Source organism: Gordonia insulae, from assembly GCF_003855095.1.
Classification (GTDB): Bacteria; Actinomycetota; Actinomycetes; order Mycobacteriales; family Mycobacteriaceae; genus Gordonia; species Gordonia insulae.
In genome coordinates this window covers 914,597-939,437 of record NZ_CP033972.1, presented here as the reverse complement: position 1 = coordinate 939,437, position 24,841 = coordinate 914,597, and the positions used below count along the sequence as shown (strand labels likewise).

The 24,841-nt window shown below is 67.9% G+C and carries 22 protein-coding genes and 1 riboswitch; of the genes, 7 read left to right on the top strand and 15 right to left on the bottom strand.

Annotation, left to right across the window (positions count from 1 at the left end; translation table 11 throughout):
* Nucleotides 1-29 precede the first annotated feature (29 nt).
* The gene (locus D7316_RS04410) at nucleotides 30-1,019 is read right to left on the bottom strand and encodes a heme o synthase (protein ID WP_124707212.1); all 990 of its coding nucleotides are present in this window, start codon (nucleotides 1,017-1,019) and stop codon (nucleotides 30-32) included.
* 294 nt (nucleotides 1,020-1,313) lie between these two features.
* Here D7316_RS04410 and tkt point away from each other — a divergent pair, with 294 nt between their 5' ends.
* From tkt to D7316_RS04380, 7 genes are all read left to right on the top strand, one after another.
* Nucleotides 1,314-3,392 carry a transketolase gene (gene tkt / locus D7316_RS04405; protein WP_124707211.1) on the top strand — a complete coding sequence of 693 codons (2,079 nt, stop codon included), beginning with the start codon at nucleotides 1,314-1,316 and terminating at the stop codon, nucleotides 3,390-3,392.
* A gap of 74 nt (nucleotides 3,393-3,466) precedes the next feature.
* Nucleotides 3,467-4,588: a transaldolase gene (gene tal / locus D7316_RS04400; RefSeq protein ID WP_124707210.1), complete on the top strand. Its 1,122-nt coding sequence runs from the start codon at nucleotides 3,467-3,469 to the stop codon at nucleotides 4,586-4,588.
* On the top strand, nucleotides 4,585-6,132 hold the full coding sequence (zwf, locus tag D7316_RS04395; RefSeq protein ID WP_408610064.1) for a glucose-6-phosphate dehydrogenase: 1,548 nt from the start codon (nucleotides 4,585-4,587) through the stop codon (nucleotides 6,130-6,132). Before tal ends, zwf begins: the two co-directional genes overlap by 4 nt.
* Nucleotides 6,129-6,263 (top strand): hypothetical protein, encoded by a 135-nt coding sequence (locus D7316_RS27595; protein WP_269462485.1) that lies wholly within the window; start codon nucleotides 6,129-6,131, stop codon nucleotides 6,261-6,263. The genes zwf and D7316_RS27595 overlap by 4 nt, the downstream gene beginning before the upstream one ends.
* Nucleotides 6,260-7,177, top strand: coding sequence for a glucose-6-phosphate dehydrogenase assembly protein OpcA (locus D7316_RS04390; RefSeq protein ID WP_124707208.1), 918 nt, complete (start codon nucleotides 6,260-6,262; stop codon nucleotides 7,175-7,177). Before D7316_RS27595 ends, D7316_RS04390 begins: the two co-directional genes overlap by 4 nt.
* Nucleotides 7,177-7,908, top strand: a complete 732-nt coding sequence (pgl, locus tag D7316_RS04385; protein ID WP_124707207.1) for a 6-phosphogluconolactonase — start codon at nucleotides 7,177-7,179, stop codon at nucleotides 7,906-7,908. The genes D7316_RS04390 and pgl overlap by 1 nt, the downstream gene beginning before the upstream one ends.
* A gap of 50 nt (nucleotides 7,909-7,958) precedes the next feature.
* Entirely contained in the window at nucleotides 7,959-8,693 is a 735-nt protein-coding gene (locus D7316_RS04380) for an NAD(P)H-dependent oxidoreductase (protein WP_269462484.1), read from the top strand.
* A 15-nt stretch (nucleotides 8,694-8,708) separates the two neighbouring features.
* Here the strand turns inward: D7316_RS04380 and ppc are convergent, their stop codons facing one another.
* The 14 genes from ppc to ribD form a co-directional block, all read right to left on the bottom strand.
* Nucleotides 8,709-11,546 (bottom strand): phosphoenolpyruvate carboxylase, encoded by a 2,838-nt coding sequence (gene ppc, locus D7316_RS04375; protein WP_124707205.1) that lies wholly within the window; start codon nucleotides 11,544-11,546, stop codon nucleotides 8,709-8,711.
* 155 nt (nucleotides 11,547-11,701) lie between these two features.
* On the bottom strand, nucleotides 11,702-11,935 hold the full coding sequence (gene secG / locus D7316_RS04370; protein ID WP_124707204.1) for a preprotein translocase subunit SecG: 234 nt from the start codon (nucleotides 11,933-11,935) through the stop codon (nucleotides 11,702-11,704).
* Nucleotides 11,936-12,071: 136 nt separating this feature from the next.
* Nucleotides 12,072-12,860 (bottom strand): triose-phosphate isomerase, encoded by a 789-nt coding sequence (gene tpiA / locus D7316_RS04365; protein WP_124707203.1) that lies wholly within the window; start codon nucleotides 12,858-12,860, stop codon nucleotides 12,072-12,074.
* Nucleotides 12,857-14,068: a phosphoglycerate kinase gene (locus D7316_RS04360; RefSeq protein ID WP_124707202.1), complete on the bottom strand. Its 1,212-nt coding sequence runs from the start codon at nucleotides 14,066-14,068 to the stop codon at nucleotides 12,857-12,859. Before D7316_RS04360 ends, tpiA begins: the two co-directional genes overlap by 4 nt.
* Before the next feature lie 33 nt (nucleotides 14,069-14,101).
* On the bottom strand, nucleotides 14,102-15,118 hold the full coding sequence (gene gap / locus D7316_RS04355) for a type I glyceraldehyde-3-phosphate dehydrogenase (protein WP_124707201.1): 1,017 nt from the start codon (nucleotides 15,116-15,118) through the stop codon (nucleotides 14,102-14,104).
* Between the two features lie 162 nt (nucleotides 15,119-15,280).
* On the bottom strand, nucleotides 15,281-16,258 hold the full coding sequence (gene whiA, locus D7316_RS04350; protein ID WP_197718323.1) for a DNA-binding protein WhiA: 978 nt from the start codon (nucleotides 16,256-16,258) through the stop codon (nucleotides 15,281-15,283).
* Between the two features lie 219 nt (nucleotides 16,259-16,477).
* Nucleotides 16,478-17,527: a gluconeogenesis factor YvcK family protein gene (locus tag D7316_RS04345; protein ID WP_124707200.1), complete on the bottom strand. Its 1,050-nt coding sequence runs from the start codon at nucleotides 17,525-17,527 to the stop codon at nucleotides 16,478-16,480.
* Nucleotides 17,524-18,453, bottom strand: coding sequence for an RNase adapter RapZ (gene rapZ, locus D7316_RS04340; protein ID WP_408609967.1), 930 nt, complete (start codon nucleotides 18,451-18,453; stop codon nucleotides 17,524-17,526). The genes D7316_RS04345 and rapZ overlap by 4 nt, the downstream gene beginning before the upstream one ends.
* A complete protein-coding gene (gene uvrC, locus D7316_RS04335; RefSeq protein ID WP_124707198.1) occupies nucleotides 18,437-20,479 on the bottom strand; it encodes an excinuclease ABC subunit UvrC in 2,043 nt (680 codons plus the stop codon). Before uvrC ends, rapZ begins: the two co-directional genes overlap by 17 nt.
* A gap of 59 nt (nucleotides 20,480-20,538) precedes the next feature.
* On the bottom strand, nucleotides 20,539-20,946 hold the full coding sequence (locus D7316_RS04330) for a PH domain-containing protein (RefSeq protein ID WP_124711099.1): 408 nt from the start codon (nucleotides 20,944-20,946) through the stop codon (nucleotides 20,539-20,541).
* A gap of 47 nt (nucleotides 20,947-20,993) precedes the next feature.
* Complete coding sequence (gene ribH, locus D7316_RS04325; protein WP_124707197.1) at nucleotides 20,994-21,479, bottom strand: 6,7-dimethyl-8-ribityllumazine synthase; 486 nt, start codon at nucleotides 21,477-21,479, stop codon at nucleotides 20,994-20,996.
* Nucleotides 21,476-22,822 carry a bifunctional 3,4-dihydroxy-2-butanone-4-phosphate synthase/GTP cyclohydrolase II gene (locus D7316_RS04320; RefSeq protein WP_232016755.1) on the bottom strand — a complete coding sequence of 449 codons (1,347 nt, stop codon included), beginning with the start codon at nucleotides 22,820-22,822 and terminating at the stop codon, nucleotides 21,476-21,478. The genes ribH and D7316_RS04320 overlap by 4 nt, the downstream gene beginning before the upstream one ends.
* Nucleotides 22,823-22,826: 4 nt before the next feature.
* Nucleotides 22,827-23,501, bottom strand: a complete 675-nt coding sequence (locus D7316_RS04315) for a riboflavin synthase (RefSeq protein ID WP_124707195.1) — start codon at nucleotides 23,499-23,501, stop codon at nucleotides 22,827-22,829.
* A 65-nt stretch (nucleotides 23,502-23,566) separates the two neighbouring features.
* A riboswitch (FMN riboswitch) is annotated at nucleotides 23,567-23,724 on the bottom strand.
* Between the two features lie 92 nt (nucleotides 23,725-23,816).
* Nucleotides 23,817-24,836, bottom strand: coding sequence for a bifunctional diaminohydroxyphosphoribosylaminopyrimidine deaminase/5-amino-6-(5-phosphoribosylamino)uracil reductase RibD (gene ribD, locus D7316_RS04310; protein ID WP_232016754.1), 1,020 nt, complete (start codon nucleotides 24,834-24,836; stop codon nucleotides 23,817-23,819).
* Between the last annotated feature and the right edge of the window lie 5 nt (nucleotides 24,837-24,841).

Genomic DNA, 24,841 nt, shown 5'->3' with positions numbered 1-24,841 from the left:
TGGTGATCATCCGACGTCCGCGATCGGCCTCAGAAGTAGCTGGTGATCAGCGGCAGGTTCACGACGGCGTCGATGGCCAGACCGCAGAAGAGGATCGCGAGGTACTCGTTGGACTGCAGGAAGATCTTCAGGGGCGCGACCTCGGCACCCGCACGCGTCTCCTTGTACAGCTTGTGCACCCGGCTCGCGAACCAGGCGCCCGCCAGCACCGCGACGGCACCGTAGATCCAGCTGGTGGCCAGGACGAGGACCAGCGAGCTGATGACGGTCGCCCAGGTGTAGAAGAGCATCTGCCGGGTGACCCGCTCCTCGGTCGCGATCACCGGCAGCATCGGGACACCGGCCGCGCGGTAGTCCTCCTTGTAGCGCATCGCCAGCGCCCAGGTGTGCGGTGGCGTCCAGAAGAAGATCACCAGGAACAACACGATCGGCTGCCAGCCGATGGTCCCGGTCACCGCGGCCCACCCCACGAGGGTCGGCATGCACCCGGCCGCCCCGCCCCACACCACGTTCTGCCAGGTGCGGCGCTTCAGGATCATCGTGTACACGCCGACGTAGAACGCGATGGTCGCGGTCACCAGCAGTGCGCTGAGAAGATTGGCCGCCCACCAGAGAACTCCGAACGAACCGATCCACAGCACGATCCCGAAGACGAGGGCGCTGCGCGTCGAGACCGCATGCCGGGCCAACGGACGTCGCGCCGTGCGCTTCATCTTCTGGTCGATGTCGGCGTCGGCCACCATGTTCAGCGTGTTGGCGCTACCCGCGCCGAGCCAGCCGCCGAGCAGCGTCGCCGCGATCAGCGCGATGTCGACGTGTCCGCGGTCGGCCTGCAGCATCACCGGGATGGTGGCGACCAACAGCAGTTCGATGACGCGCGGTTTGGTCAGTGCGACGTAGGCGAGCACGGTCGCGCGACTGCGGGCGAGGAACGAGTCCCCGGGCGCATCGGACGACGATTCGGTCGAGGTCGATGAGCCGTGGGTAGCGCGGGAAGCGGCGGACGTATCTCCGCTCACACGATCCCCAATCCTCACGGCCTCTCCTCGTCTGCCCCGGGCGCGCGTCGGACCACGGCGGCGGTGCAACACTGCACAAGGAGCTACTACAGAGCATGGTAGACGGTGGGTTCCGGGATCGAAGAATCGACTCCTGACCTCGTTCACGTCACTCGCCGCGCCGTGCCCGAGTGCGGCAGATTACTCTGGAGGCCGTAGCTGCCGAAGACACCGGATCTCCCCCGATCAGATCAGCCGCCCAGTTTCGGCAACCGACACCATCGCAACCGACAAGGCACAGGAGACAGCACGATCGTGGCGCTCTCAGATGACATTCGCGCGTTGACCCAGCCGACCCACCCCGACGACTGGTCCGAGGTGGACACCCGCGCGGTCGACACCGCCCGGCTGCTGGCCGCCGACGCCGTGCAGAAGTGCGGCAGCGGCCACCCCGGCACGGCGATGAGCCTCGCACCTCTCGCCTACACCCTGTTCCAGCGCGTCATGCGCCACGACCCCGCCGACACCACCTGGGTCGGCCGGGACCGCTTCGTCCTGTCGTGTGGCCACTCCAGCCTCACGCTGTACATCCAGCTCTACCTCGGCGGATTCGGCCTCGAACTCGGCGACATCGAGGCGTTGCGGACCTGGGAGTCACTCACTCCCGGCCACCCCGAGTTCCGGCACACCAAGGGTGTGGAGATCACCACCGGACCGTTGGGTCAGGGCCTCGCCTCCGCCGTCGGGATGAGCATGGCCTCGCGGTACGAACGGGGTCTGTTCGATCCCGATGCCGCGCCCGGCACGAGCCCGTTCGACCACTTCATCTACGCGATCGCCTCGGACGGCGACATCGAAGAGGGCGTCACGTCCGAGGCATCGTCGCTGGCGGGCACCCAGCAGCTCGGCAATCTCATCGTCTTCTACGACCAGAACCAGATCTCCATCGAGGACGACACCGACATCGCACTGTCCGAGGACGTGGCCAAGCGCTACGAGGCCTATGGGTGGCACGTGCAGACCGTCGAGGGCGGCGAGGACGTGGTGGCCATCGAGGCGGCGATCGAGGCGGCGAAGGCGGTCACCGACAAGCCGTCGATCATCTGTCTGCGCACCATCATCGGCTACCCGGCACCGACCAAGATGAACACCGGCGCCGCGCACGGTGCGGCCCTGGGCGACGACGAGATCGCCGAGACCAAGAAGATCCTGGGGTTCGATCCCGACAAGACCTTCGAGGTCTCCGAGGAGGTCATCGGTCACACCCGCGAGCTCATCGCCCGCGGCGAGGCCGCGAAGGCCGAGTGGACCACCGCGTTCGACTCCTGGGCGTCGGCGAATCCGGACAACAAGGCGCTCTTCGACCGCCTGCACGCCCACGAGCTGCCGGAGGGCTGGACCGACGCACTGCCGTCCTGGACGCCCGGCGACAAGGATGTGGCGACTCGTTCCGCATCCGGCAAGGTGCTCTCCGCGCTGGGTGCGATCTTGCCTGAATTGTGGGGCGGCTCAGCCGATCTCGCGGGTAGCAACAACACCACGATGGACGGGGCGGCCTCGTTCGGCCCGACCTCGATCAGCACCAAGAAATGGTCGGCGAACCCCTACGGCCGGACTTTGCACTTCGGCATCCGCGAGCACGCGATGGGGTCGATCCTGTCGGGCATCGCACTGCACGGCCCGACCCGGGCGTACGGCGGCACGTTCCTGCAATTCGCCGATTACATGCGCCCCGCGGTGCGGCTGGCGTCGCTGATGGAGATCGATCCGATCTACGTCTGGACGCACGACTCGATCGGCCTCGGCGAGGACGGCCCGACCCATCAGCCGGTCGAGCATCTGGCCGCACTACGCGCGATCCCTCATCTCGACGTGGTGCGCCCCGCCGACGCCAACGAGACGGCGTACGCCTGGCAACACCTGCTCAGCCGGCGCAACCACCCGGTGGGCCTCGCGCTCACCCGACAGAACGTGCCGATCCTCGAGGGCACCACCGCCGACGGCGTGGCCCATGGCGGCTACGTCCTCAGCGATTCCGACAACGACCCGGCCGTGGTGCTCATCGGCACCGGCTCTGAGGTCCAGCTCGCGGTCGAGGCCCAGAAAGCTCTGGCCGACAAGGGAATCGCGGCTCGCGTGGTGTCGATGCCGTGTGTCGAATGGTTCGACGAGCAGCCGCAGGGCTACCGGGATTCCGTCCTGCCGCCGTCGGTGCCGCGAGTCTCGGTGGAAGCCGGTATCGCCATGCCGTGGTACCGCATCGTCGGTGCCGGCGGCGAGATCGTGTCGCTCGATCACTTCGGCGCCTCCGCCGACTACAAGGTGCTCTACGAACAATTCGGCATCACCACCGAAGCGGTCATCGCCGCCGCGCAGCGCGCCGTCACCACATAGCGCTGCCCCGACGTCGCGCGGCCCACACGGAGCACCGTCAGCAAACAACAGGCCACAAGCCAGAGGAGAGAATCGTGACCCAGAACGAGAAGCTCGCCGAACTGTCCGCCGCCGGTGTATCCGTGTGGCTCGACGACCTGTCCCGAGACCTGATCAGCTCCGGCGACCTCGCCGGGCTGACCGCCACCAAATCGGTCGTCGGGGTGACCACCAACCCGTCCATCTTCCAGGCAGCCCTGTCCAAGGGCACCAGCTACGACGGACAGGTCAACGAACTCGCGGCCCGCGGCGCCGACGTCGATGCGACCATTCGCACCGTGACCACGGACGACGTCCGCAATGCCTGCGACGTGCTCGCCCCGGTCTACGAGGAGTCCCACGGCGTCGACGGCCGCGTGTCGATCGAGGTCGATCCGCGACTCGCGCACGACACCGACGGCACCGTCGCACAGGCCATCGAACTCTGGAAGATCGTCGACCGGCCCAACCTGCTGATCAAGATCCCCGCCACCAAGGCCGGCCTGCCCGCGATCACGCGCACCCTCGCCGAGGGCATCAGCGTCAACGTGACCTTGATCTTCTCGGTGGAGCGCTACAAGGAGGTCATGGACGCCTACCTCGACGGCCTCGACGCCGCCGCGCAGGCGGGTCATGACCTGTCCACCATCCACTCGGTGGCCTCGTTCTTCGTCTCCCGCGTCGACACCGAGATCGACAAACGTCTCGCCGCCATCGGCACACCCGAGGCCACCGGACTCAAGGGCAAGGCGGCGCTGGCCAACGCGCGACTGGCATACCAGGCGTACCAGGAGGTCTTCGAGGTCGAGTCGCGCTTCCCCGACCTTCTCGCGCAGGGTGCCCGCCCGCAGCGCGCGCTGTGGGCCTCGACCGGGGTGAAGAACCCCGACTACCCCGACACCCTCTATGTGAGCGAGCTCGTCGCCCCCAACACGGTCAACACCATGCCGGGCAAGACGATGGACGCATTCGCCGACCACGGTTGGGTCAACACGGGTTCCATCGTCGGACTGGGCGCCGAATCTCAGGAGGTGTTCGACAAGATCGCCGCCGTCGGCATCGATTTCGCCGACGTGTTCGTCGTCCTCGAGGACGAGGGCGTGCAGAAGTTCGAGGATGCCTGGAACGAACTGCTCGAGGCGACCGCCGAACAACTCGCCGCGGCCACGAAGGGCTGACCGGGTTGTCCGGCAGGGATTCGGTCTGGCGCAATCCCCTTCGCGATCGCCGCGACAAGCGGCTGCCGCGGATCGCCGGTCCGTGCAGTCTCATCATCTTCGGCGTCACCGGCGACCTGGCACGCAAGAAGTTGATGCCCGCCGTCTACGACCTCGCCAACCGCGGGCTGCTGCCGCCGTCGTTCGCACTCGTCGGGTTCGCCCGCCGTGATTGGGACGACGAGGACTTCGCCAAGGTGGTGCACGACGCGGTCCGCGACCACGCGCGCACCGGCTTCCGCGAAGAGGTGTGGGAACGACTCGCCGAGGGCTTCCGGTTCGTGTCGGGTTCGTTCGATGACGACGACGCGTTCGACCGGCTCAAGGACACCCTGCACCGACTCGACAAGGAGCGCGGCACCGACGGCAATCACGCCTTCTACCTTTCGATCCCGCCCAAGGCCTTCCCGACCGTGTGCGAGCAGTTGCATCGCAGCGGTCTCGCGACCGAGGAGGGTGACAACTGGCGGCGCGTGGTGATCGAGAAGCCGTTCGGGCACGACCTCGAATCGGCGAAGGAACTGAACTCGATCGTCAACAGCGTCTTCCCCGAGTCGTCGGTGTTCCGCATCGACCACTACCTCGGCAAGGAGACGGTCCAGAACATCCTCGCGCTGCGCTTCGCGAATCAGTTGTTCGATCCGCTGTGGAGCTCCCACTATGTCGACCACGTGCAGATCACCATGGCCGAGGACATCGGACTCGGTGGCCGGGCCGGCTATTACGACGGGATCGGTGCGGCCCGAGACGTCATCCAGAACCATCTCCTGCAATTGATGGCGCTGGTGGCGATGGAGGAGCCGATCTCCTTCGAGCCCAAGCAGTTACAGGACGAGAAGATCAAGGTTCTCGCCGCGACCAGCAACATCCTGCCGCTCGACGAGAACACTGCGCGCGGCCAGTACGGGCCGGGCTGGCAGGGCAGCCAGAAGGTGCCGGGGCTGCTGGAGGAGGAGGGATTCTCCCAGGACTCCACCACGGAGACCTTCGCGGCCATCGCCCTCGAGGTCGACTCACGCCGCTGGGCGGGTGTCCCCTTCTATCTGCGGACAGGTAAACGGTTGGGCCGCAGGGTGACCGAGATCGCGCTGGTCTTCAAGAGGGCCCCGCACCTGCCGTTCGACAAGACGATGACCGAGGAACTCAGCCAGAACGCCCTGGTCATCCGGGTACAGCCCGACGAGGGCATCACCCTGCGCTTCGGTTCCAAGGTGCCGGCGTCGAGCATGGAGGTGCGCGACGTCAACATGGACTTCAGTTACGGCACCGCGTTCACCGAGGCCTCCCCGGAGGCCTACGAACGGTTGATACTGGACGTGCTGCTCGGCGAACCATCACTCTTCCCGGTCAACGAGGAAGTCGAATTGTCGTGGAAGATCCTGGATCCGGTGATCGAGGCGTGGGCCGAGAGCGGACGTCCGGACACCTACGAGTCGGGTACCTGGGGGCCGGCGTCGGCCGACGCGATGATGGACCGGGTCGGTCGCACGTGGCGGCGGCCATGACCTCACGCCCGGTGACGCCCACCCCCGAAGATCTCACCACCGAAGACCTCACCACCGAAGACCTCACCACCGAAGACCTTGCCCATGAAGACCTCGCCCTTGAAGACCTCCGAGAGGATGGCGCACGATGATCGTCGAGTTGCCCGACACCTCCACCAACACGGTCGCCAAGAAGATCGTCGAGGTCCGTGAGTCCGGGGGCGCGGTCAGCCTCGGGCGCGTGCTCACCCTCGTGGTGTGCGCCGACCACGGCGAACCGACGGAGGGGGCGATCGAGGCGGCGATCGGTGCCAGCAGTGAACACCCGAGCCGGGTCATCGTGGTGTGCATCGGCGACCGCGACGCCGACTCCCGCCTCGATGCCGAGATCCGCGTCGGCGGCGACGCGGGCGCGTCAGAGGTGGTGGTGCTGACCCTGCAGGGCGCGCTCGCCGATCATCCGCGGTCGGTGGTCACCCCGTTCCTGCTTCCCGACACCCCGGTCGTCACCTGGTGGCCGGGCGCCGCGCCCGAGGATCCGGCGACCGACCCGATGGGCACGCTGGGTCGTCGGCGCATCCTCGACGCCAGCAAGTCGTCGAATCCGGAGACGGTGCTGGCACGGCGGCTGGCGACCTACGCGCCGGGCGACTCGGATCTGGCATGGACCCAGATCACCCACTGGCGCGCGCTGTTGGCGTCGGCGGTCGACCGGCCGCCGCACACGCCGATCCTCTCCGTCGAGGTCACCGGCCCGGCACGATCACCTGGTGTGGACCTGCTCGCCGGATGGCTCCGGTCCGCCCTGAACGTCCCCACCAAGCGACGCGTCGGCAGCTTCGAGGTGCGATTGCAGCGCGACGACGGGCCCACCGTCCTGGCGGTCGACCAGAACAACAACGCGGTGCTCTGCATGCCCGGCAAACCCGACGGGCGGGTCGCGATGTCGCGTCGCGAACTCCCGCTGCTGCTCGCCGAGGAGCTGCGGCGCCTGGACATCGACGAGGTGTACGAACAGGCGCTGAGCGGTGTGACAGAGGTCGAGATCGAGGGGGCGGTGGCCTGATGATCCCCGAGACGCTCGTCTTCGACGACAAGGCCGACCTGGTGACGACGGCCGCGCGTCGGTTCGTCGATCTGGTGACCCGCGCGCAGGCCGATCACGGTGTCGCCTCGGTCGTACTGACCGGTGGGAGCAACGGGATCGCGATCCTGCGGTCGCTCGCCGCCGACAGCGGTGGCATCGACTGGGCCAAGGTCGAGTTGTTCTGGGGTGACGACCGATTCGTCCCGGACGACGACCCGGAACGCAATTACGGGCAGGCGCGTGACGCCCTGCTCGACCACGTGCCGGTCGATCCGGCGCGGGTCCATCCGATGGCGCCGTCGGATGGCGCATTCGGTGACGACATCGACGCCGCGGCCGCCGACTACGCCGGCGTGTTGAGTCGCGTCGGCGCCGGGCAGGTCCCGCATTTCGATCTGCACCTGCTCGGCATGGGCGGGGAGGGACACATCAATTCCCTGTTCCCGCACACCACGGCGACCGCCGAGTCGATGAAGACTGTTGTCGCCGTGGAGGATTCGCCGAAGCCGCCGCCGCGGCGGATCACCTTGACGCTGCCGGTCGTGAACCGCAGCAAGGCCGTCTGGTTTCTCGTCGCCGGCGCGGACAAGGCCGAGGCGGTCGCCGCCGCACACTCCGGCGCCCACGCCGCCGACTGGCCCTGCGCCGGTGCGCACGGCACCGACGAGACCGTCTGGTTCCTCGATCAACCGGCGGCGGCCCGCCTGTAGTCCGCAGCGCTGGAGTCCGCAGCGCCTGCGGTCCACAATGCGGTCGGGGAATGCCTCGACGACACCCACGCGTTGCACGGGACATGCGAGCGCTATGGGTCGTGGCACATCTGGACGAACGATCCCTGACCAAACACCTCTACACCGTCGGCACACAGGTGTTGCAGGACAACGGCTGGGACGTCGCGCGGTCAGATCTCTATGCAATGGACTGGGATCCGGTCCTTCGTGACGAAGGCGGCCACGACGTCGAGGCCGAACAACGCAAGCTCTGCGCATCCGACCTGGTGGTCCTGCAATTCCCGCTCTGGTGGTACGGCATGCCCGCAATCATGAAGGGCTGGATCGACCGGGTCTTCGAGCGTGGCTTCGCCTATGACGTGATCGACCCGGCCACCGGGAGGGCCCGCAAGTACGGCGACGGCGGATTGGTCGGCCGGCGCGCACTGACGATCGTCACCGCAGGCGATCGGGCCGGGAGCCTCGGGCCCCGTGGGATCAGCGGTGACGTCGAGGACGTGCTCTGGACGACGCTGCACGGAACCCTGTGGTACACCGGCATGCAGGCGCTCCGGCCACATCTCATCACCCGGGCACGCGACATCGACGAGGCGAGCATCCCCGAGGTCGAACACGACCTGGCCGGGCGACTCCGGGGTGTCGCGCAGGAGGCACCGATCCGGTACCTCCCCCTCGACGAGCGGTACTACGATCACGCGATCCGGCTCCGCGACGACGTCTCGCCCGGCATCGCGGGCAACGTCGCCCATCGGCTCCCGGGCTGATTCGCCCGCGGGCCGCTAGCCCGAGTTGCGCAGCGCCGTGGCGAGACCGTTCATGGTCAGCTGGATGCCGCGACGCACGGCCGGTGAGTCCTCCCCCGCGCGGAACCGGCGCAGCAACTCGACCTGCAAGAGATTCAGCGGCTCGAGATACGGGAACCGGTTGTAGACGGACCGCTTGAGCGCCGCATTGTCGGTGAGCAGGTCGTCGGTGCCGGTGATCTTCGCGTAGACGGCGATGGTGCGCTCATGCTCGTCGACGATCATGCCGAACACCTTGTCCCGCAACGTCTCGTTCGGCACCAGCTGGGCGTACCGATGAGCCAGCCCCATGTCGGACTTGGCCAGGACCTGGGCCATGTTGGACATGACGGTGCGGAAGAAGGGCCACTTCTCGTAGTAGCGCCGCAGCGTGGCGAGCCGCTCCTCGTCATCGCCCACCCACTGTTCGAACGCGGAACCGGTGCCGTACCAGCCCGGGAGCATGACGCGGGACTGCGTCCACGACAGCACCCACGGGATGGCGCGCAGATCGGAGATCTTCTCGGTCTGCTTGCGTGACGCGGGCCGACTGCCGATGTTGAGTGCGCCGATCTCCGACAGTGGGGTCGACGTGGTGAAGTACTCGACGAATCCGGGGGTGTCGTGCACCAGTTCGCTGTACGCCGACCGGGCGAGCGCGGCGATCTCGTCCATGTTGCGGTAGGCGTCCTCGGACTCGTCACCGAGTCCCTCGACATCGAGCAGCGACGACTCGATGGTCGCGGCGAGCAGCGTCTCCAGGTTGCGTTCCGCGATGACCGGTTCGGCGTACTTGGCCGCGATGATCTCGCCCTGCTCGGTGATCCGCAGGGAACCCTGCACCGCGCCGGGCGGCTGGGCCAGGATGGCGTCGTAGCTGGGACCGCCACCGCGGCCGACCGTGCCACCGCGACCGTGGAAGAGTCGCAACCGGATGCCCGCCTTCTTCGCGGCCTCCACCAGGTCGAGTTCACCGCGGTACAGGGCCCAGTTGGCGGCCATGTAACCGCCGTCCTTGTTCGAGTCGGAGTACCCGAGCATGACCTCCTGCATCCCGAACTGCCCGTCGACGAGATCCCGATAGAGCGGGATGTCGAGCGCTGCCAGGAGCGTCTCGGCACCCTGCTGGAGATCTTCGATGGTCTCGAACAGCGGGACGATCCGCACGCTGGACGTCAGTTTGCCGGATTCGGCGTCGATGTCGATCAGTCCCGCTTCTTTGAGCAGGATCATCGGCTCGAGCATGTCACTGACAGAGGTGCACATGCTGATGATGTAGTTCGGGACGGCCTGGGGGCCGAATCTCCCGACGGCGGCGGCCGCCGCCCGGACGATGTTCAGTTCCTTGACGGCGAGCTCGCTCAACGCGGCGTCGGGTCGGGTCAACGGCCTGCGGGCATTCAGCTCGCTGGTCAGGATCTCCACCCGATCGGCCTCATCGAGCGAGAGATAGTCGGGATGCACACCGGCCCAGGCCAGCAACTCGGCGATGACCGACTCGTGCATGTCGGAGTTCTGCCGCATGTCCAGGCCGGACAAGTGGAAGCCGAACGTGCGCACCGCCTCGCGCAGCGACAACAGCCGATCGTCGGCGATGATGTCGTCGCCGGTCGCGCGCAGACCGGCGTCGATGACGTCGAGGTCGGCGAGGAGCTCGGCGGCGGCGGCATAGGCCGGAGCGCCGTCGAAGAGGAACAGATCCGAGGCCTTCATCACGTCTTCGCCGAACAGTTCGGTGGCCGTGGCGACCAGACGAGAACGGATGTGCCGCAAGGCGAGCCGGAACGGCTCGTCGGCGGCCGGGTCGTCGCGCGGGACACCGGCGAGTTCGTAGAGTTCGTCCCCCGGCGCCATCAGCCGCGTCGACATGCTCAGTTCCTGGGCCAGCTGCTTGAGTTCGTCGAGGTGATGCCCGATCGCGGTCCGCGCCGCCAACGTGGTGGCCATGGTGACGATCTCGTCGGTCACGTACGGATTGCCGTCGCGGTCGCCGCCGATCCACGAGCCCATCCGCAGCATGGGATCGTCGGCCAGGTCGGCCGTCGGGTAGGCGGCGCGCAGGGCCGCGCGCACGCCGGTGTTGATCTTGGGCACGACCTCGAAGAAGGACGCGTCGTAGTACCGCAGCCCGGACCGGATCTCGTCCTGGATGGTGAGGCGCTCGAGCCGGATCAACGCCGTCTGCCAGAGCGTGAGGATCTGCCGGCGGATGCCCTCGGCGACTGTGGCGTCCTCCGCCGGGGTGAGCTCGGTGCGCGACCGGAATCGCATCAACTCGGTGATCCGGTTCTGCGCCTCGAACACCGACCGCCGCCGTGTCTCGGTGGGATGGGCGGTGATCACCGGCACGACCGTGGCGTCGGCGAGCGCACGCCCGACCTCCTCGTCGCCGATGTCGGCCGCCGCGAGCTTCGCATACGTCGCATCCAGGCTGCTGTTCTGTGGCGGGTCGCCGGCACGCACATGGATCATCCGACGGCGTTCGCGGTGGATGTCCTCGGCGAGGTTCGCCAGCAGCGCGAAGTTGCTGAACGCCCGGATCACCGGGAGGGCCACGGAGATGTCGAGATCGGTGAACATGTCGGCGAGTTCGTCGCGGTCGATCTCCGCGCGCCGCACCTTGAACGCGGCGATCCGGGCGCTCTCCACGAGATCGAACACCTCGGAACCCGAGTGCTCACGCACCATGTCGCCCAGGATGCCGCCCAGCAATCTGATGTCCTCACGCAAGGGCTCGGTCAACGCGCGCCCCTCGTCGTCGACCGAGATGTGATCGACGATCGAGATCGACGGCCGCCATGCCTGGGCACCTGCAGAGGGGATCGGTTCACTCATGGTTGCCAGTATCCCGGGTTCCGGTGGCGGTGGCATCTCGGAGGACCCGGAGATCTCGGCGACGGCCCGGAACCCGTCGACGGGATGACGTCGGCCCGGTGATCTGCTGGGCAGATCACCGGGCCGACGACGATGAAGAGGGTGGGGTCAGGCGCTCACGAGAGCTTGATGTCGATGCCGATCCCGATGATGAAGATGAACCAGATGATGCCGACGAAGACGGTCAGCCGATCCAGGTTTCGCTCGACCACGCTGGACCCCGACAGGCTGGACTGCACGCCGCCGCCGAACAGCGATGACAGGCCACCGCCCTTGCCCCGGTGCAGCAGAACCAGCACCACCATCAACACACTGGTGATGACCAATCCGATGTCGAGTGCGAGCTTCACGTGTAGTCAGTCCTGTTCGTCGGTGCAAGAAGTGGGCCACGAACGCACCGTGGCAGGTCGCGCCACACACGATGACCAGTACTGATCACCGCCGCCGGGCACAACCTGCCACAGTCTACGCGTTACGCCCCGATCGTCACGGAAGGGGTCCACCTGCGGCGATGGCCGACAGGTTGGCGAACTCGTCCGACTTGAGCGAGGCTCCGCCGACCAGCGCACCGTCCACATCGGTCTGACCCACGATGTCGCCGACGTTCTTGGCGTTCACCGACCCGCCGTAGAGGACCCGGACGGAATCGGCGGTCGCCTTGTCGGCGATCTCGCCGAGTGCGCCGCGGACCGCCGAGCACACCTCCTGTGCGTCCTCGGCGCTGGCCACCCGGCCGGTGCCGATCGCCCAGACGGGTTCGTACGCGATGACGACCTTGCCGATCTCCTCCGCGGACAGACCCGCCAGCGACCCCTTGAGCTGGGCGACGTTGTAGGCGACCTGCTCGCCGGACTCACGGACCTCGAGTCCCTCACCGATGCAGACGATCGGGGTCAGACCATGCCGCAGCGCGGCCTTGGTCTTGGCGAGGACCACCTCGTCGGTCTCCGCGTGCATCGTGCGGCGCTCGGAGTGTCCGACGACCACATAGGTGCAGCCGAGCTTCGCCAGGAAGGCTCCACTGATCTCACCGGTGTAGGCGCCCGAATCGTGCTCGGACAGGTCCTGCGCGCCGTAAGTCACCAGGAGTTTGTCGCCGTCGACCACCGTCTGCACGCTACGGATGTCGGTGAACGGCGGGATCACCGTGACATCGACCTTGTCGAAGTACTTGGCGGGCAGGGCAAATGCGATCTTCTGCACCAGAGCGATGGCCTCGAGGTGGTTGAGGTTCATCTTCCAGTTGCCCGCGATCAGCGGTTTCCGACCCATCAGCTCTCCAGCACTTTCAGTCCGGGCAACTCCTTGCCCTCCAGGTACTCCAGCGACGCGCCGCCGCCGGTCGAGATGTGGGAGAAGTCCGAATCCGGCAATCCCAGGGTGCGCACCGCCGCGGCCGAGTCGCCGCCACCGACCACGGTGAACGCACCGCCCTTTGTGGTCGCCGCGATCGCCTCGGCCACGCCGCGGGTACCCGCGGCGAACTTCTCGAACTCGAAGACGCCCGAGGGTCCGTTCCAGAAGATGGTCTGGGCGCCGGACAGCACGGCCGCGAACCGTTTCACCGATTCCGGACCGATGTCGAGACCCATCCAGCCGTCCGGGATCTCCTCGACCGGCACCGTCTTCGCCTCCGCATCGGCGGCGAACTTGTCCGCGACGACCACGTCGACCGGGAGTCGGATCACGTCGCCGAAGCGTTCGAGCAGATCCTTGCAGACGCCGATCTGATCTTCCTGCAGCAGCGACGTGCCGACCGGATGCCCTTGTGCGGCAAGGAATGTGAATGCCATGCCGCCACCGATGACCAGGGTGTCCACCTTGGGTGCGAGTGCCTCGATCACCCCGAGCTTGTCGGACACCTTGGACCCGCCGAGCACGACGGCGTAGGGACGGGCGACGTCGTGGGTGAGCTTCGAGAGCACCTCCACCTCGGCGGCCACGAGATTGCCTGCGTAATGCGGCAACAGCTTGGCGACGTCGTAGACCGACGCCTGCTTGCGGTGCACCACACCGAAGCCGTCCGAGACGAACGCGCCGTCGTCGCCGACGAGTTCGACCAGCGCCTTGGCCAGCGAGTCCCGTTCGGCCTCGTCCTTGGAGGTCTCGCGCGGGTCGAACCGCACGTTCTCCAGCAGCAGGACGTCACCGTCGGTCAATCCCTCGGCGCGGGCGAGCGCATCGGTCCCGACGACATCACCGGCCAGTTGGACGTTGCGGCCGAGCTCCTCGCCCAGCCGCGCGGCGACCGGCGCGAGGGAGTACTTCGGATCCGGTTCGCCCTTCGGACGGCCGAGATGGGCGGTGATGATGACCTTCGCACCGGCGTCGATCAGGGCCGACAGCGTCGGCAGCGAGGCAAGGATTCGGCCCGGGTCGGTGATCGTGGTCCCGTCGAGCGGAACGTTGAAATCCGACCGGACCAGCACTCCCCTACCCGAAACGCCTTCATCCAGAAGGTCTTTCAGTGTGGGTACACCCATGGCGGTGTTACTCCTAGGAGTTCGAGGGTCCGATTAGAGCGACTTGCCGACGAGGCCGGCCAGGTCGACGAGGCGGTTGGAGTAGCCCCACTCGTTGTCGTACCACGAGACCGCCTTGACCTGATTGCCGATGACCTTGGTGAGGCCCGCGTCGAACAGCGACGAGTGCGGATCGGTGACGATGTCGCTCGAGACGATCGGAGCGTCGTAGTACTTGAGGATGCCCTTGAGCGGGCCCTCGGCGGCGGCCTTCATCGCGGCGTTGATCTGCTCGGCGGTCGCCTCCTTCTCCAGGATCGCGGTGAGGTCGGTGACCGAACCGGTGGGGATCGGCACCCGCAGCGCGTACCCGTCCAGCTTGCCCTTCAGTTCCGGGATGACCAGCGAGATCGCCTTGGCCGCGCCGGTGGAGGTGGGAACGACGTTGATCGCGGCGGCACGCGCACGACGGAGGTCCTTGTGCGGGCCGTCCTGCAGGTTCTGGTCCTGGGTGTAGGCGTGCACGGTGGTCATCAGGCCGGAGACGATGCCGAACTCGTCGTTGAGCACCTTGGCGAACGGGCCGAGGCAGTTGGTGGTGCACGAGGCGTTGGAGATGATGTTCTGGCTGCCGTCGTACTTGTCGTCGTTGACGCCCATGACGATGGTGATGTCCTCGTCGGAGGCCGGCGCGGAGATGATGACCTTCTTGGCACCCGCGTCCAGGTGGCCCTGCGCCTTGGCGCGGGCGGTGAAGATGCCGGTGGACTCGACGACGACGTCGACGCCCAGATCGCCCCACGGCAGCGCGGCCGGGCCTTCCTTGACCTCGAGCGCCTTGATGCGCTGGTCGCCGACGACGATGTAGTCACCGTCGACGCTGACGTCCTGGGGAAGCCGGCCGAGGATGGAGTCGAACTTGAGCAGGTGGGCGAGGGTCGCGTTGTCGGTCAGGTCGTTGACCGCGACGATCTCGATGTCGGTGGTACCCAAAGCCTTCTGTGCTTCTATGGCGCGGAAGAAGTTGCGGCCGATCCGGCCGAATCCGTTAACGCCTACCCGAACAGTCACTGTTGTGCTCCTTAGCGGTATTCATCATCAAGGCCTGCGGACCGGGAACGCGGTCGTTGTTCACGATGGTGAACTGACCCACGGCCCACTTCAGCCTAATAGGACCGCATGAGATGGGCATCCAATGGGTGCAATTCGCCCCGGCGTGGTAGAAGGTCGACGTCAGGCTTCGTCGAGCAGGTCGGACGTGACGGCCGATTCGGTGTCCGGGATCCCCTCGGTGCGGGCCTTCTTGTCCGCCATCGAGAGCAGCCTGCGGATCCGCCCGGCCACCGCGTCCTTGGTCATCGGCGGGTCGGCGAGCTGACCGAGTTCCTCCAGCGACGCCTGCCGATGCGTGATCCGCAACTGGCCGGCCGCCACCAGGTGATCGGGCACCTCGTCGCCGAGGATGTCGAGCGCCCGCTCGACCCTGGCGGCCGCCGCGACCGCGGCCCGGGCGGACCGGCGGAGGTTGGCGTCGTCGAAGTTGGCCAGCCGATTGGCGGTGGCCCGCACCTCGCGACGCATGCGGCGCTCCTCCCAGACCAGGCGTGTGTCGTGGGCACCCATCCGGGTCAGCAACGCACCGATGGCCTCACCGTCGCGGATCACCACGCGGTCGGCGCCGCGGACCTCGCGCGCCTTGGCCGACACCCCGAGTCGTCGGGCGGCACCGACGAGCGCCAGCGCGGCCTCCGGACCCGGACAGCTGACCTCCAGCGCCGAGGACCGGCCGGGTTCGGTGAGGGACCCGTGGGCGAGAAACGCGCCGCGCCAGGCGGCTTCCGCATCGGCAACGCTGCCGCCGACGACCTGGGCGGGCAGCCCGCGCACCGGGCGTCCGCGTAGGTCGAGGAGCCCGGTCTGTCGCGCCAGCCCCTCACCGTCCTTGGTGATCCGCACGATGTAGCGGGCGCCCTTGCGGATTCCCCCGCTGCGCAGCACGTGGACGTCGGAGCCGTATCCGTACAGATCGAAGATCTCCCTGCGCAGTCGGCGGGCGACATTGCCGAGATCCACCTCGGCCTCGACCACCACCCGGCCCGCCACGATGTGCAGCCCGCCGGCGAAGCGGAGCAACGCCGACACCTCCGCCTTGCGGCAACTCACCTGAGTCACCGTCAGACGAGAGAGTTCGTCCTTCACCGCTGCGGTCATCGCCACCGGTCCCTGCCCTCCTGTCACGATCCTCCTGTCACGGGTCGCGCCGTGGTGCGCCAGGAGGGGACCTCCATCTGCATCCGCATCAGCGAGGCATCCCCGCCGCGCGGAGGTCGCGCGTCCGCGGGGCCGGGATGCTGCGGTCCTCGACCGCGCCCTCCCGACTCCGTGTCACCACCATGGCGCCATCATCATGCCGTCATCGGCGTGCACGACTCACTGCGATTCTTGCGCCCGGACAGCGTATCGACTCAATTCACCTTCGCACAGTTGGTTCACCAGGGTGGCGACTTTCTCCGGGTCATGGACGTGCCGGCCGGGAACAGCGAGGTCACCGACATGCAGCTGGGCGCCGAACAATGCGGCCGCACGGACCAGGTGATCCCTCTCACGTCCGGCCGGGACCGATGCCGCGTCGACGACGATGTCATCCACCCGGAGGACATCGGCGTGTGCGTGCAACACGTGCAGGTGTCGTTCCACCGAGAATCCGGTGGTCTCGCCGGGCTCGGGGGCGAGGTTCACGAACAGCATCTTGCGGGCCGCCGTCTCCCCCAACGCATTCAACTGTTCGGGTACGAGCACGTGCGGAATGACACTGGAGAACCATGATCCGGGCCCGAGGACGACCAGGTCCGCGGTGCGGATCGCCTCGAGTGCCTCGTCGCAGGCCGGTGGTTCGGTCGGCAGCAGCCGCACCCGACGAACCTTCCCCGGTGTCGTGGCCACCGCCACCTGCCCGCGGATGCAGCGACTGATCCGCGGATCGCTCTCCAGGCCGGAGACGTCGGCCTCGATCTCGAGCGGACCGGTCGACATCGGCAGGACCCGGCCGTCGATGTCGAACACGTCGATCAGTTCGTCGAGGGCCGCCACCGGATTGCCGGTCATCTCGGTCAGCCCCGCCAGCAGCAGGTTGCCGATCGGATGTCCGGCCAACGCGCCGCGTCCCCCGAACCGATGCTGAAAGGTGTTCGCCCACAACTGATGCCCGTCCCGATTGAGGCGGCCCGGCTCCGACGACCGCGCCGCCAGGGCGGCGGGCGCGGACATCAAGGCCGACAAGGCCATCCGCAGGTCACCGGGCGGGATCACCCCGAGCTCGGCGCGCAACCGGCCCGACGACCCGCCGTCGTCGGCGACGGTCACCACCGCCGTGACGTCGGAACTGAGATAGCGCATCGCGGTCAGGGTCGCGTACAGCCCGTGACCGCCGCCGAGGGCGACGATCCGCATGCGGGCGGCCGACTCGTCCGGGGCGTTCATTCGCGGCCCAGATCGCGATGCATCACCCGGACGTCGTACCTGGCGGCACCTCCGCCGTCGGTCAGCGCGCGCAGTCTGGCGCCGATCGCCTCGGAGATCGCCACACTGCGATGCTTCCCACCGGTGCAGCCGATGCTGATCGTCATGTACCGCTTGCCTTCCCGGAGATAACCCGGGGTCACCAGACCGACGAGTTCGAGGTAGAGGTCGACGAAACGCCCCGCACCGTCCTGGCCGAGCACGTAATCGCGGACCGGCCCGTCACGACCCGTCTGTTCCCGCAGTTCGGGTACCCAGTGCGGGTTCGGCAGGAAGCGTGCGTCGGCGACGAGATCGGAATCGATCGGCAGTCCGTACTTGAACCCGAAGGACTGCACCGCCACGCTGAGCCGGTTGTCGGCCTCGTCGGGGTACACCCCCTCGACCACCTCCCGCAGCTTGGCCGCGGTCAGCGCGGAGGTCTCGACCACCAGATCGGCCGCGTTCTTGATGGGTGCGAGGATGACCCGTTCCCGCGCTATGCCGTCGACCAGGGTCTCCCTGCCCTGCAGGGGATGGCGGCGCCGGACCTGTTCGAAGCGACGGACGAGGACCTGTTCGCTCGCATCGAGGAACAGGATCATCGTGCGGGCACCCGACGCCTCCAACGTCTTTCGGACGTCGTCGAGCTGACTGCCGATCGCCTCGTCGGACGCGCGGATCACCATCGCCAGCCGGGAGATGGCCGGGTCGGACTCACGGACCATCTCGATCATCGTGGAGATCAGGGTGGGTGGCACGTTGTCGGCCACGTACCAACCGTCGTCCTCGAGGACGTTGGCCGCCGTCGATCTGCCGGCACCGGACATACCCGCGACGAACAGCACGATCAGGCCGCCCACGGCGTCGGTGTCGTCGGTGCTCACGGTGTCAGGGTGCTCGGTCACCGGTCGTCTCCTCCACTCGGTCGGATGTGTACACCGGATCGGCGCTCTCGGGAACATCACCGTCTGGCGCGGTGCCGTCGGCCGCGGTGTCGCCGGACAGGGCCGCCGCGACCGCCCGGGCCGTCGCCATCCCGATCCCGGGCACACCGGAGATGTCCTCCAGCGTCGCCTCCCGCAGGCGCGCCACCGATCCGAAATGGGTGACCAGCGCGGTGCGTCTGGTCCGGCCGAGACCGGGTACCCCGTCCAGCACCGACTCGGTCATCCGCTTGCTGCGCTTGCTCCGGTGGAAGGTGATCGCGAACCGATGCGCCTCGTCGCGCACCCGTTGGAGCAGGAACAGCGCCTCACTGGTCCGGGGCAGGATCACCGGTTCATCATCGCCCGGGACCCAGACCTCCTCCAGCCGTTTGGCCAGACCGATGACCGCCACGTCGGTCACGCCGAGTTCGTCGAGAACCGATGACGCGGCGTGCACCTGGGGCGCTCCGCCGTCGACCACGAAAAGGTTTGGCGGATAAGCGAACTTCCGGGGCCGGCCGGACTCCGGATCCACCGCGGGCCGCTCCGGTGCCTCCTGGTCCTGACGATGACGCAGGAACCGGCGACGGGTGACCTCGGCGATCGACGCGACGTCGTCGGACCGTCCCTCGCCGGCCGCCTGGCGGATCGAGTAGTGGCGATAGTCCGATTTGCGCGCCAATCCGTCTTCGAAGACCACCAGCGATGCCACCACGTCGGTGCCCTGGACGTGCGAGATGTCGATGCACTCGATCCGCAACGGTGCCTGGTCGAGGCCGAGTGTCTCCTGCAGTTCAGTCAGCGCCGCCGAGCGTGTCGTGAGGTCACCTGCCCGCCGTAACTTGTGTTGTGTCAACGCCTCTGATGCGTTCCGGGCCACCGTGTCGAAGAGCGCTTTCTTGTCGCCGCGCTGCGGTACACGCAGCGCCACCCGGCTGCCCCGGAGCTCGGACAGCCACTCCTGCAGTTCCGCCTGATCGTCCGGGAGTTCGGGGACCAGCACCTCGCGCGGGATCGACTCGCCCCGCGCGCGGCCGTCGTCGATCTGCACCGATGCGTCGAGATCGACCTGGGCGCCGTAGAACTGGGTGACGAACTGCGACACCTGCTCCCCCATCGAGTCGTCGTCGGACCGCTCGACCACCCATCCGCGCTGGCCGCGGACACGTCCGCCGCGAACGTGGAAGACCTGGACCGACACCTCGAGTTCATCGCCGACCATGGCGACCACGTCGGCGTCCGTGCCGTCACCGAGCACCACCGCCTGCTTCTCCATCGCGCGGCGCATCGCGCCGACGTCATCACGCAGCCGCGCCGCGCGCTCGAAATCGAGTTCCTCTGCGGCCGAAGTCATCTCACGTTCGAGCTTGCGGATCATCTGGTCGGTCCGACCGGCGAGGAAGTCGCAGAAGTCCTCGACGATCTCGCGGTGCTCGTCGGCGGACACCCGGCCGACGCAGGGCGCCGAACACTTGTCGATGTAGCCGAGCAGGCACGGCCGGTCGATCTGCCGGTGCCGTTTGAACACGCCGGTGGAGCACGTCCGGGCGGGGAACACCCGGGTGAGCAGATCGACCGTCTCGCGGATCGCCCACGCATGCGAGTAGGGACCGAAGTAGCGGACCCCCCGACGTCGCGGACCGCGGTAGACGAACAGGCGTGGGTACTCCTCGTTGAGGGTGACCGCCAGCACGGGATAGCTCTTGTCGTCGCGGTAGCGGACGTTGAACCGCGGATCGAACTCCTTGATCCAGTTGTATTCGAGCTGAAGGGCCTCCACCTCGGTGCCGACGACCGTCCACTCGACCGACGCGGCGGTGGTGACCATCTGCCGGGTCCGGGGATGCAGGGACACGACGTCGGCGAAGTACGACGTGAGCCGCGATCGGAGGTTCTTGGCCTTGCCCACGTAGATGACCCGGCCGTGCACGTCGCGGAACTTGTAGACCCCCGGATCGGTGGGGATCGTCCCCGCGGCGGGACGGTAGGTTGTCGGGTCGGCCACGTGTCCCAGGCTAGTCGAGTGGTGCGACACGACTCCGGAGGGCGATCGGGCGGCCCGTGCTAGCGCGACGGCCGGTAGCGTTCCTCGAGCTCACGGAACCCGGTCATCGCGGCCACCGCCCTGTCGGAGTCCCAGGCCTGCACCGCGAGGACAGGGACGTGCTCGTCGGCGGGCAGCAGCAGCCGCGCGGCGAGGCCCTTGTCGGGGTAGGTCAGGCCGTACACCCGGTCCCACTCGAACACCCGCTCGCCGACCAGGTTGCGAACCCCCACCCCGGCCGGTCCGACGCGTAGACGCGGTTGGGTGAACAACAGGATCGCGGCGGCCTCGACCAGACCGATCAGGGCCAGCCCGAACTGATCGGCGCCGCCGACATGCACGCCGGTGTCCGAGATCGTCAGCAGCGCCGCGAACGTGATGTGGATCGCGAGTACCACCGCCGCCGCCGCCACCGCGATGCGCGGCATCCGGCGAGGGCGGTAGACGAGGTCCCACTGCACGGCGGTGTCGGTGTTCACCGGAGTTCGCCCCGGGACAGCGCCCGCAGGGTCAGCGCCGACGCCAGCGCGGCCGTGGTGGCCTGGGCGCCCTTGTCCTCCTTGGAGTCCGGCAGTCCGGCCCGGGCCAGCGCCTGCTCCTCGGTGAGGGTGGTGAGCACACCGTTGCCCACCGGAGTCGACTCGTCGAGCGAGACACGGGTCAGGCCGGCGGTCACCGCGTCGCAGACGTATTCGAAGTGCGGCGTCTCACCCTTGATGACCACACCGAGCGCCACCACGGCGTCGTGGTTGCGGGCCAGCGCCTGCACGATCACCGGGAGCTCGATGGCACCGGCCACATGCACGATCGTGGGATCGTCGACGCCGTTGGCGCGCGCCGCGCGGACCGCGCCGTCGAGCAGCGCGCTACAGATGGTGTCGTGCCACTGCGACGACACGATCGCCAGGCTCAGGGCGCTCGCGTCCGCGAGGTCGAGGGTCGGTTCGCCGTGACCGCTCACGCCGGACCTGCCTCGCCGTCGGTCTCCACCCACTCGTCGAGGCCGACGAGGTCGTGGCCCATCCGGTCCCGCTTGGTGCGCAGGTATCGGAGGTTCTCGGCGTTGGCCCGCACCGGCATCGCCACCCGGTCGACGACCTGCAGTCCGTAACCGTCGAGCCCCACGCGCTTGGCGGGGTTGTTGGTGAGCAGCCGCATCGAACTCACCCCGAGATCGACGAGGATCTGCGCCCCGAGTCCGTAGTCGCGCGAGTCGGCAGGCAACCCGAGCTGCAGGTTGGCGTCCACGGTGTCGGAGCCCGAATCCTGCAGCTGATATGCCTGCAGTTTGTGCAGCAGACCGATGCCGCGTCCCTCGTGTCCACGCATGTAGAGCACGATCCCGCGCCCTTCGGCCGCAACCATCTCCATCGCGGCGTCGAGCTGCGGGCCGCAATCGCATCGCAGCGACCCGAACACGTCACCGGTGAGACATTCCGAGTGCACCCGGACCAAGACGTCGTGGCCGAGACCGTCGGGTCCGGTGATGTCGCCCCGGACCAGCGCGACGTGTTCGACGTCGTCGTAGATGCTCGAGTACCCGACGGCCCGGAAGTCACCGTGTCGGGTGGGGATCCGGGCCTCGGCAACCCGGACGACGTGCTTCTCGTGCCGGCGTCGCCAGGCGATGAGATCGGCGATCGAGATGAGCGCGAGGTCGTGATCGTCGGCGAACACGCGCAACTCGTCGGTCTGCGCCATCGAGCCCTCGTCCTTCTGGCTGACGATCTCGCAGATGACGCCGGCCGGCGCGAGTCCGGCCAGTCGGGACAGGTCGACGGCGGCCTCGGTGTGACCGGGACGTCGGAGCACCCCGCCCTCCTTGGCGCGCAACGGCACGACGTGCCCGGGCCTGGTGAAGTCGACCGCGCTGCTCTCCGGCGCCGCCAGCAACCGCATCGTGGTGGCCCGGTCCGCTGCGCTGATACCGGTGCCGATGCCCTCGCGGGCATCGACGGTCACCGTGTAAGCGGTCCCGTGCTTGTCCTGGTTCATCGAGTACATCGGGGGCAGGCCGAGACGATCGCAGTCCTCACCGGCAAGCGGGACACACAGGTAGCCGGACGTGTAGCGGACCATGAACGCGACGAGTTCGGGAGTCGCCATCTCGGCGGCGAAGATCAGATCGCCCTCGTTCTCTCGGTCCTCGTCGTCGACGACCACGACGGCCTTGCCGGCCGCGATGTCGGCGATCGCCCGTTCGACCGAGTCGAACCGAACACCCTGATGTGCCACGTGTTCGGCCGAATCGGTCACTTCGCCACCAGTCACTGCGCCACCGCCTACCGTCATACCGCTCGTCATTTCATCACTCCACTTCTGACGTGTCGTGTCTGCCATCGTCGCCCGTGGTGGCCACCTGTGGGTGGGCACGCTCCCGCAGGGCGGGATGAAGGCGCTCGACGTACTTGGCGATCACGTCGACCTCGAGATTCACCGGGTTGCCCGCGGTGATGGATCCCAGATTCGTCTCCTGCAGCGTCGTCGGGATGAGGGAGATCTCGAACCACGTGCCGCCGGAGGTGGCGTCACCGAGTGCCGCGACGGTCAAGGAGACCCCGTCGACGGTGATCGATCCCTTTTCCACGATGTAGCGGCTCAGTTCGTCGGGGACCGCGATACGCACGATGGTCCAGTGCTCGGACGGCGTCACCGAGACGATCTCACCGACACCATCCACGTGGCCCTGCACGATGTGACCGCCGAAGCGACCGCCCGCGGCCATGGCGCGTTCGAGGTTGACCGGGCTGCCGGCGCCGAGCGCGGCCAGCGAGCTGCGGTTCAGGGTCTCGGCCATCACGTCGACGGTGAACTCGTCGGGACTCTGCTCCACGACCGTCAGGCACACGCCGTTGACGGCGATGGAGTCGCCGAACTTGGCATCGCTGGTGACCAGGGGTCCACGGACGGTCAGGCGGGCGGCGTCGGACAGATCGTCGCGACGGACGATGGTGCCGAGTTCCTCGACGATCCCGGTAAACACGTGGCGCTCCTCATGTCCTCGCTCGGAGCAGACAGCGATGGGAGATGAGGGCGGCCGTCGACGGTGCCCGTTCTCTCTCATCCGGACTATGACCGTCGGCTCCGGATTCACACCGGATCTGCTGACCCTGCCGGTCGGCAGGCGCTCGCGGGCTGGATGTCCGGACATCGGTTCGGACACCATCACCGCCGGTGGGGAATTGCACCCCGCCCCGAGAACTCTGACATCGAAATTAGCACGACCTGACGCGACGTGACATCGCCCTCCCCGGCACGAGGTGAGAGAAAGGCCACGCCACACCACGGCGAGGGGTTGTCATCGGCGCAAACGCAGCATGACGTCGTCGCCGAGGGTTTCGACCGCGGTGATCGAGAATCGTTGCGCGTCGGCCAGCGTGGTGATCCCGGGGATGTCCACCGAGGCGGCACCCGCGCCCAGGACGACGGGCGCCAGGTAGACCTCGAGTTCGTCGACGAGCCCCGCGGCCAGGAATGCGCCGATGATCGACGGTCCTCCCTCGACCAACACCCACAACGCGTCCTCGAGTTCCGCGAGGACGGCGGCCGGGTCATGGGAACGCACGTGCCGCAACGGCGCCCGGCCGTCGGTGACCTGCGCGCCGGACGGGACGTCGCGCAAACCCATCACGACCCTGGTCGGTTGATGAGACCGTAACTCGCCGTTGAGTTCCCGAGCGGTGAGGGCCGGATCGTCGCGGACGACGGTCCCGGTGCCCACGACGATCGCATCGAGGACCGCCCGCTGCCGGTGCGCACGGGCCCGCGCCGCCTCCCCGGTGATCCACTGACTCGTGCCGTCGGGCGCCGCGATGCGCCCGTCCACCCCGGAGGCGATCTTCGCGGTCACCAGTGGCCGGCCGTGACGCTGCCGGAAGAGCCAGGGACGCAGCGGACCGGCCTCGGCCTCGGCCGCCCCGACACCCCCGACGACGGTGACCCCGGCCGCGCGCAACGTCTGCGCGCCGCCCGCGGCGGCGGGATTCGGGTCGTCGAGAGCGTAGTGGACCTCGGCGACGCCCGCCTCGATCAGCGCCCTCGTACAGGGTCCGGTTCGCCCGGTGTGATCGCATGGCTCGAGCGTGACAACCGCGATGGCACCGGCGGTGGCCTCGCCCGCGGCGCGCAACGCCATGACCTCGGCGTGCGGGCCACCCGGCGGCTGGGTGAACCCGCGACCGAGGATCGAGCCGTCGGGCGCCACGATCACCGCACCGACGGGTGGGTTCGGCGAGCTGCTCCCCTGCGCCGACCGGGATTCCTCGATCGCCAGCCGCATGGCGCCGGCAACGTCGACGGTCCCGCCGCCCGCGGCCATCGTGT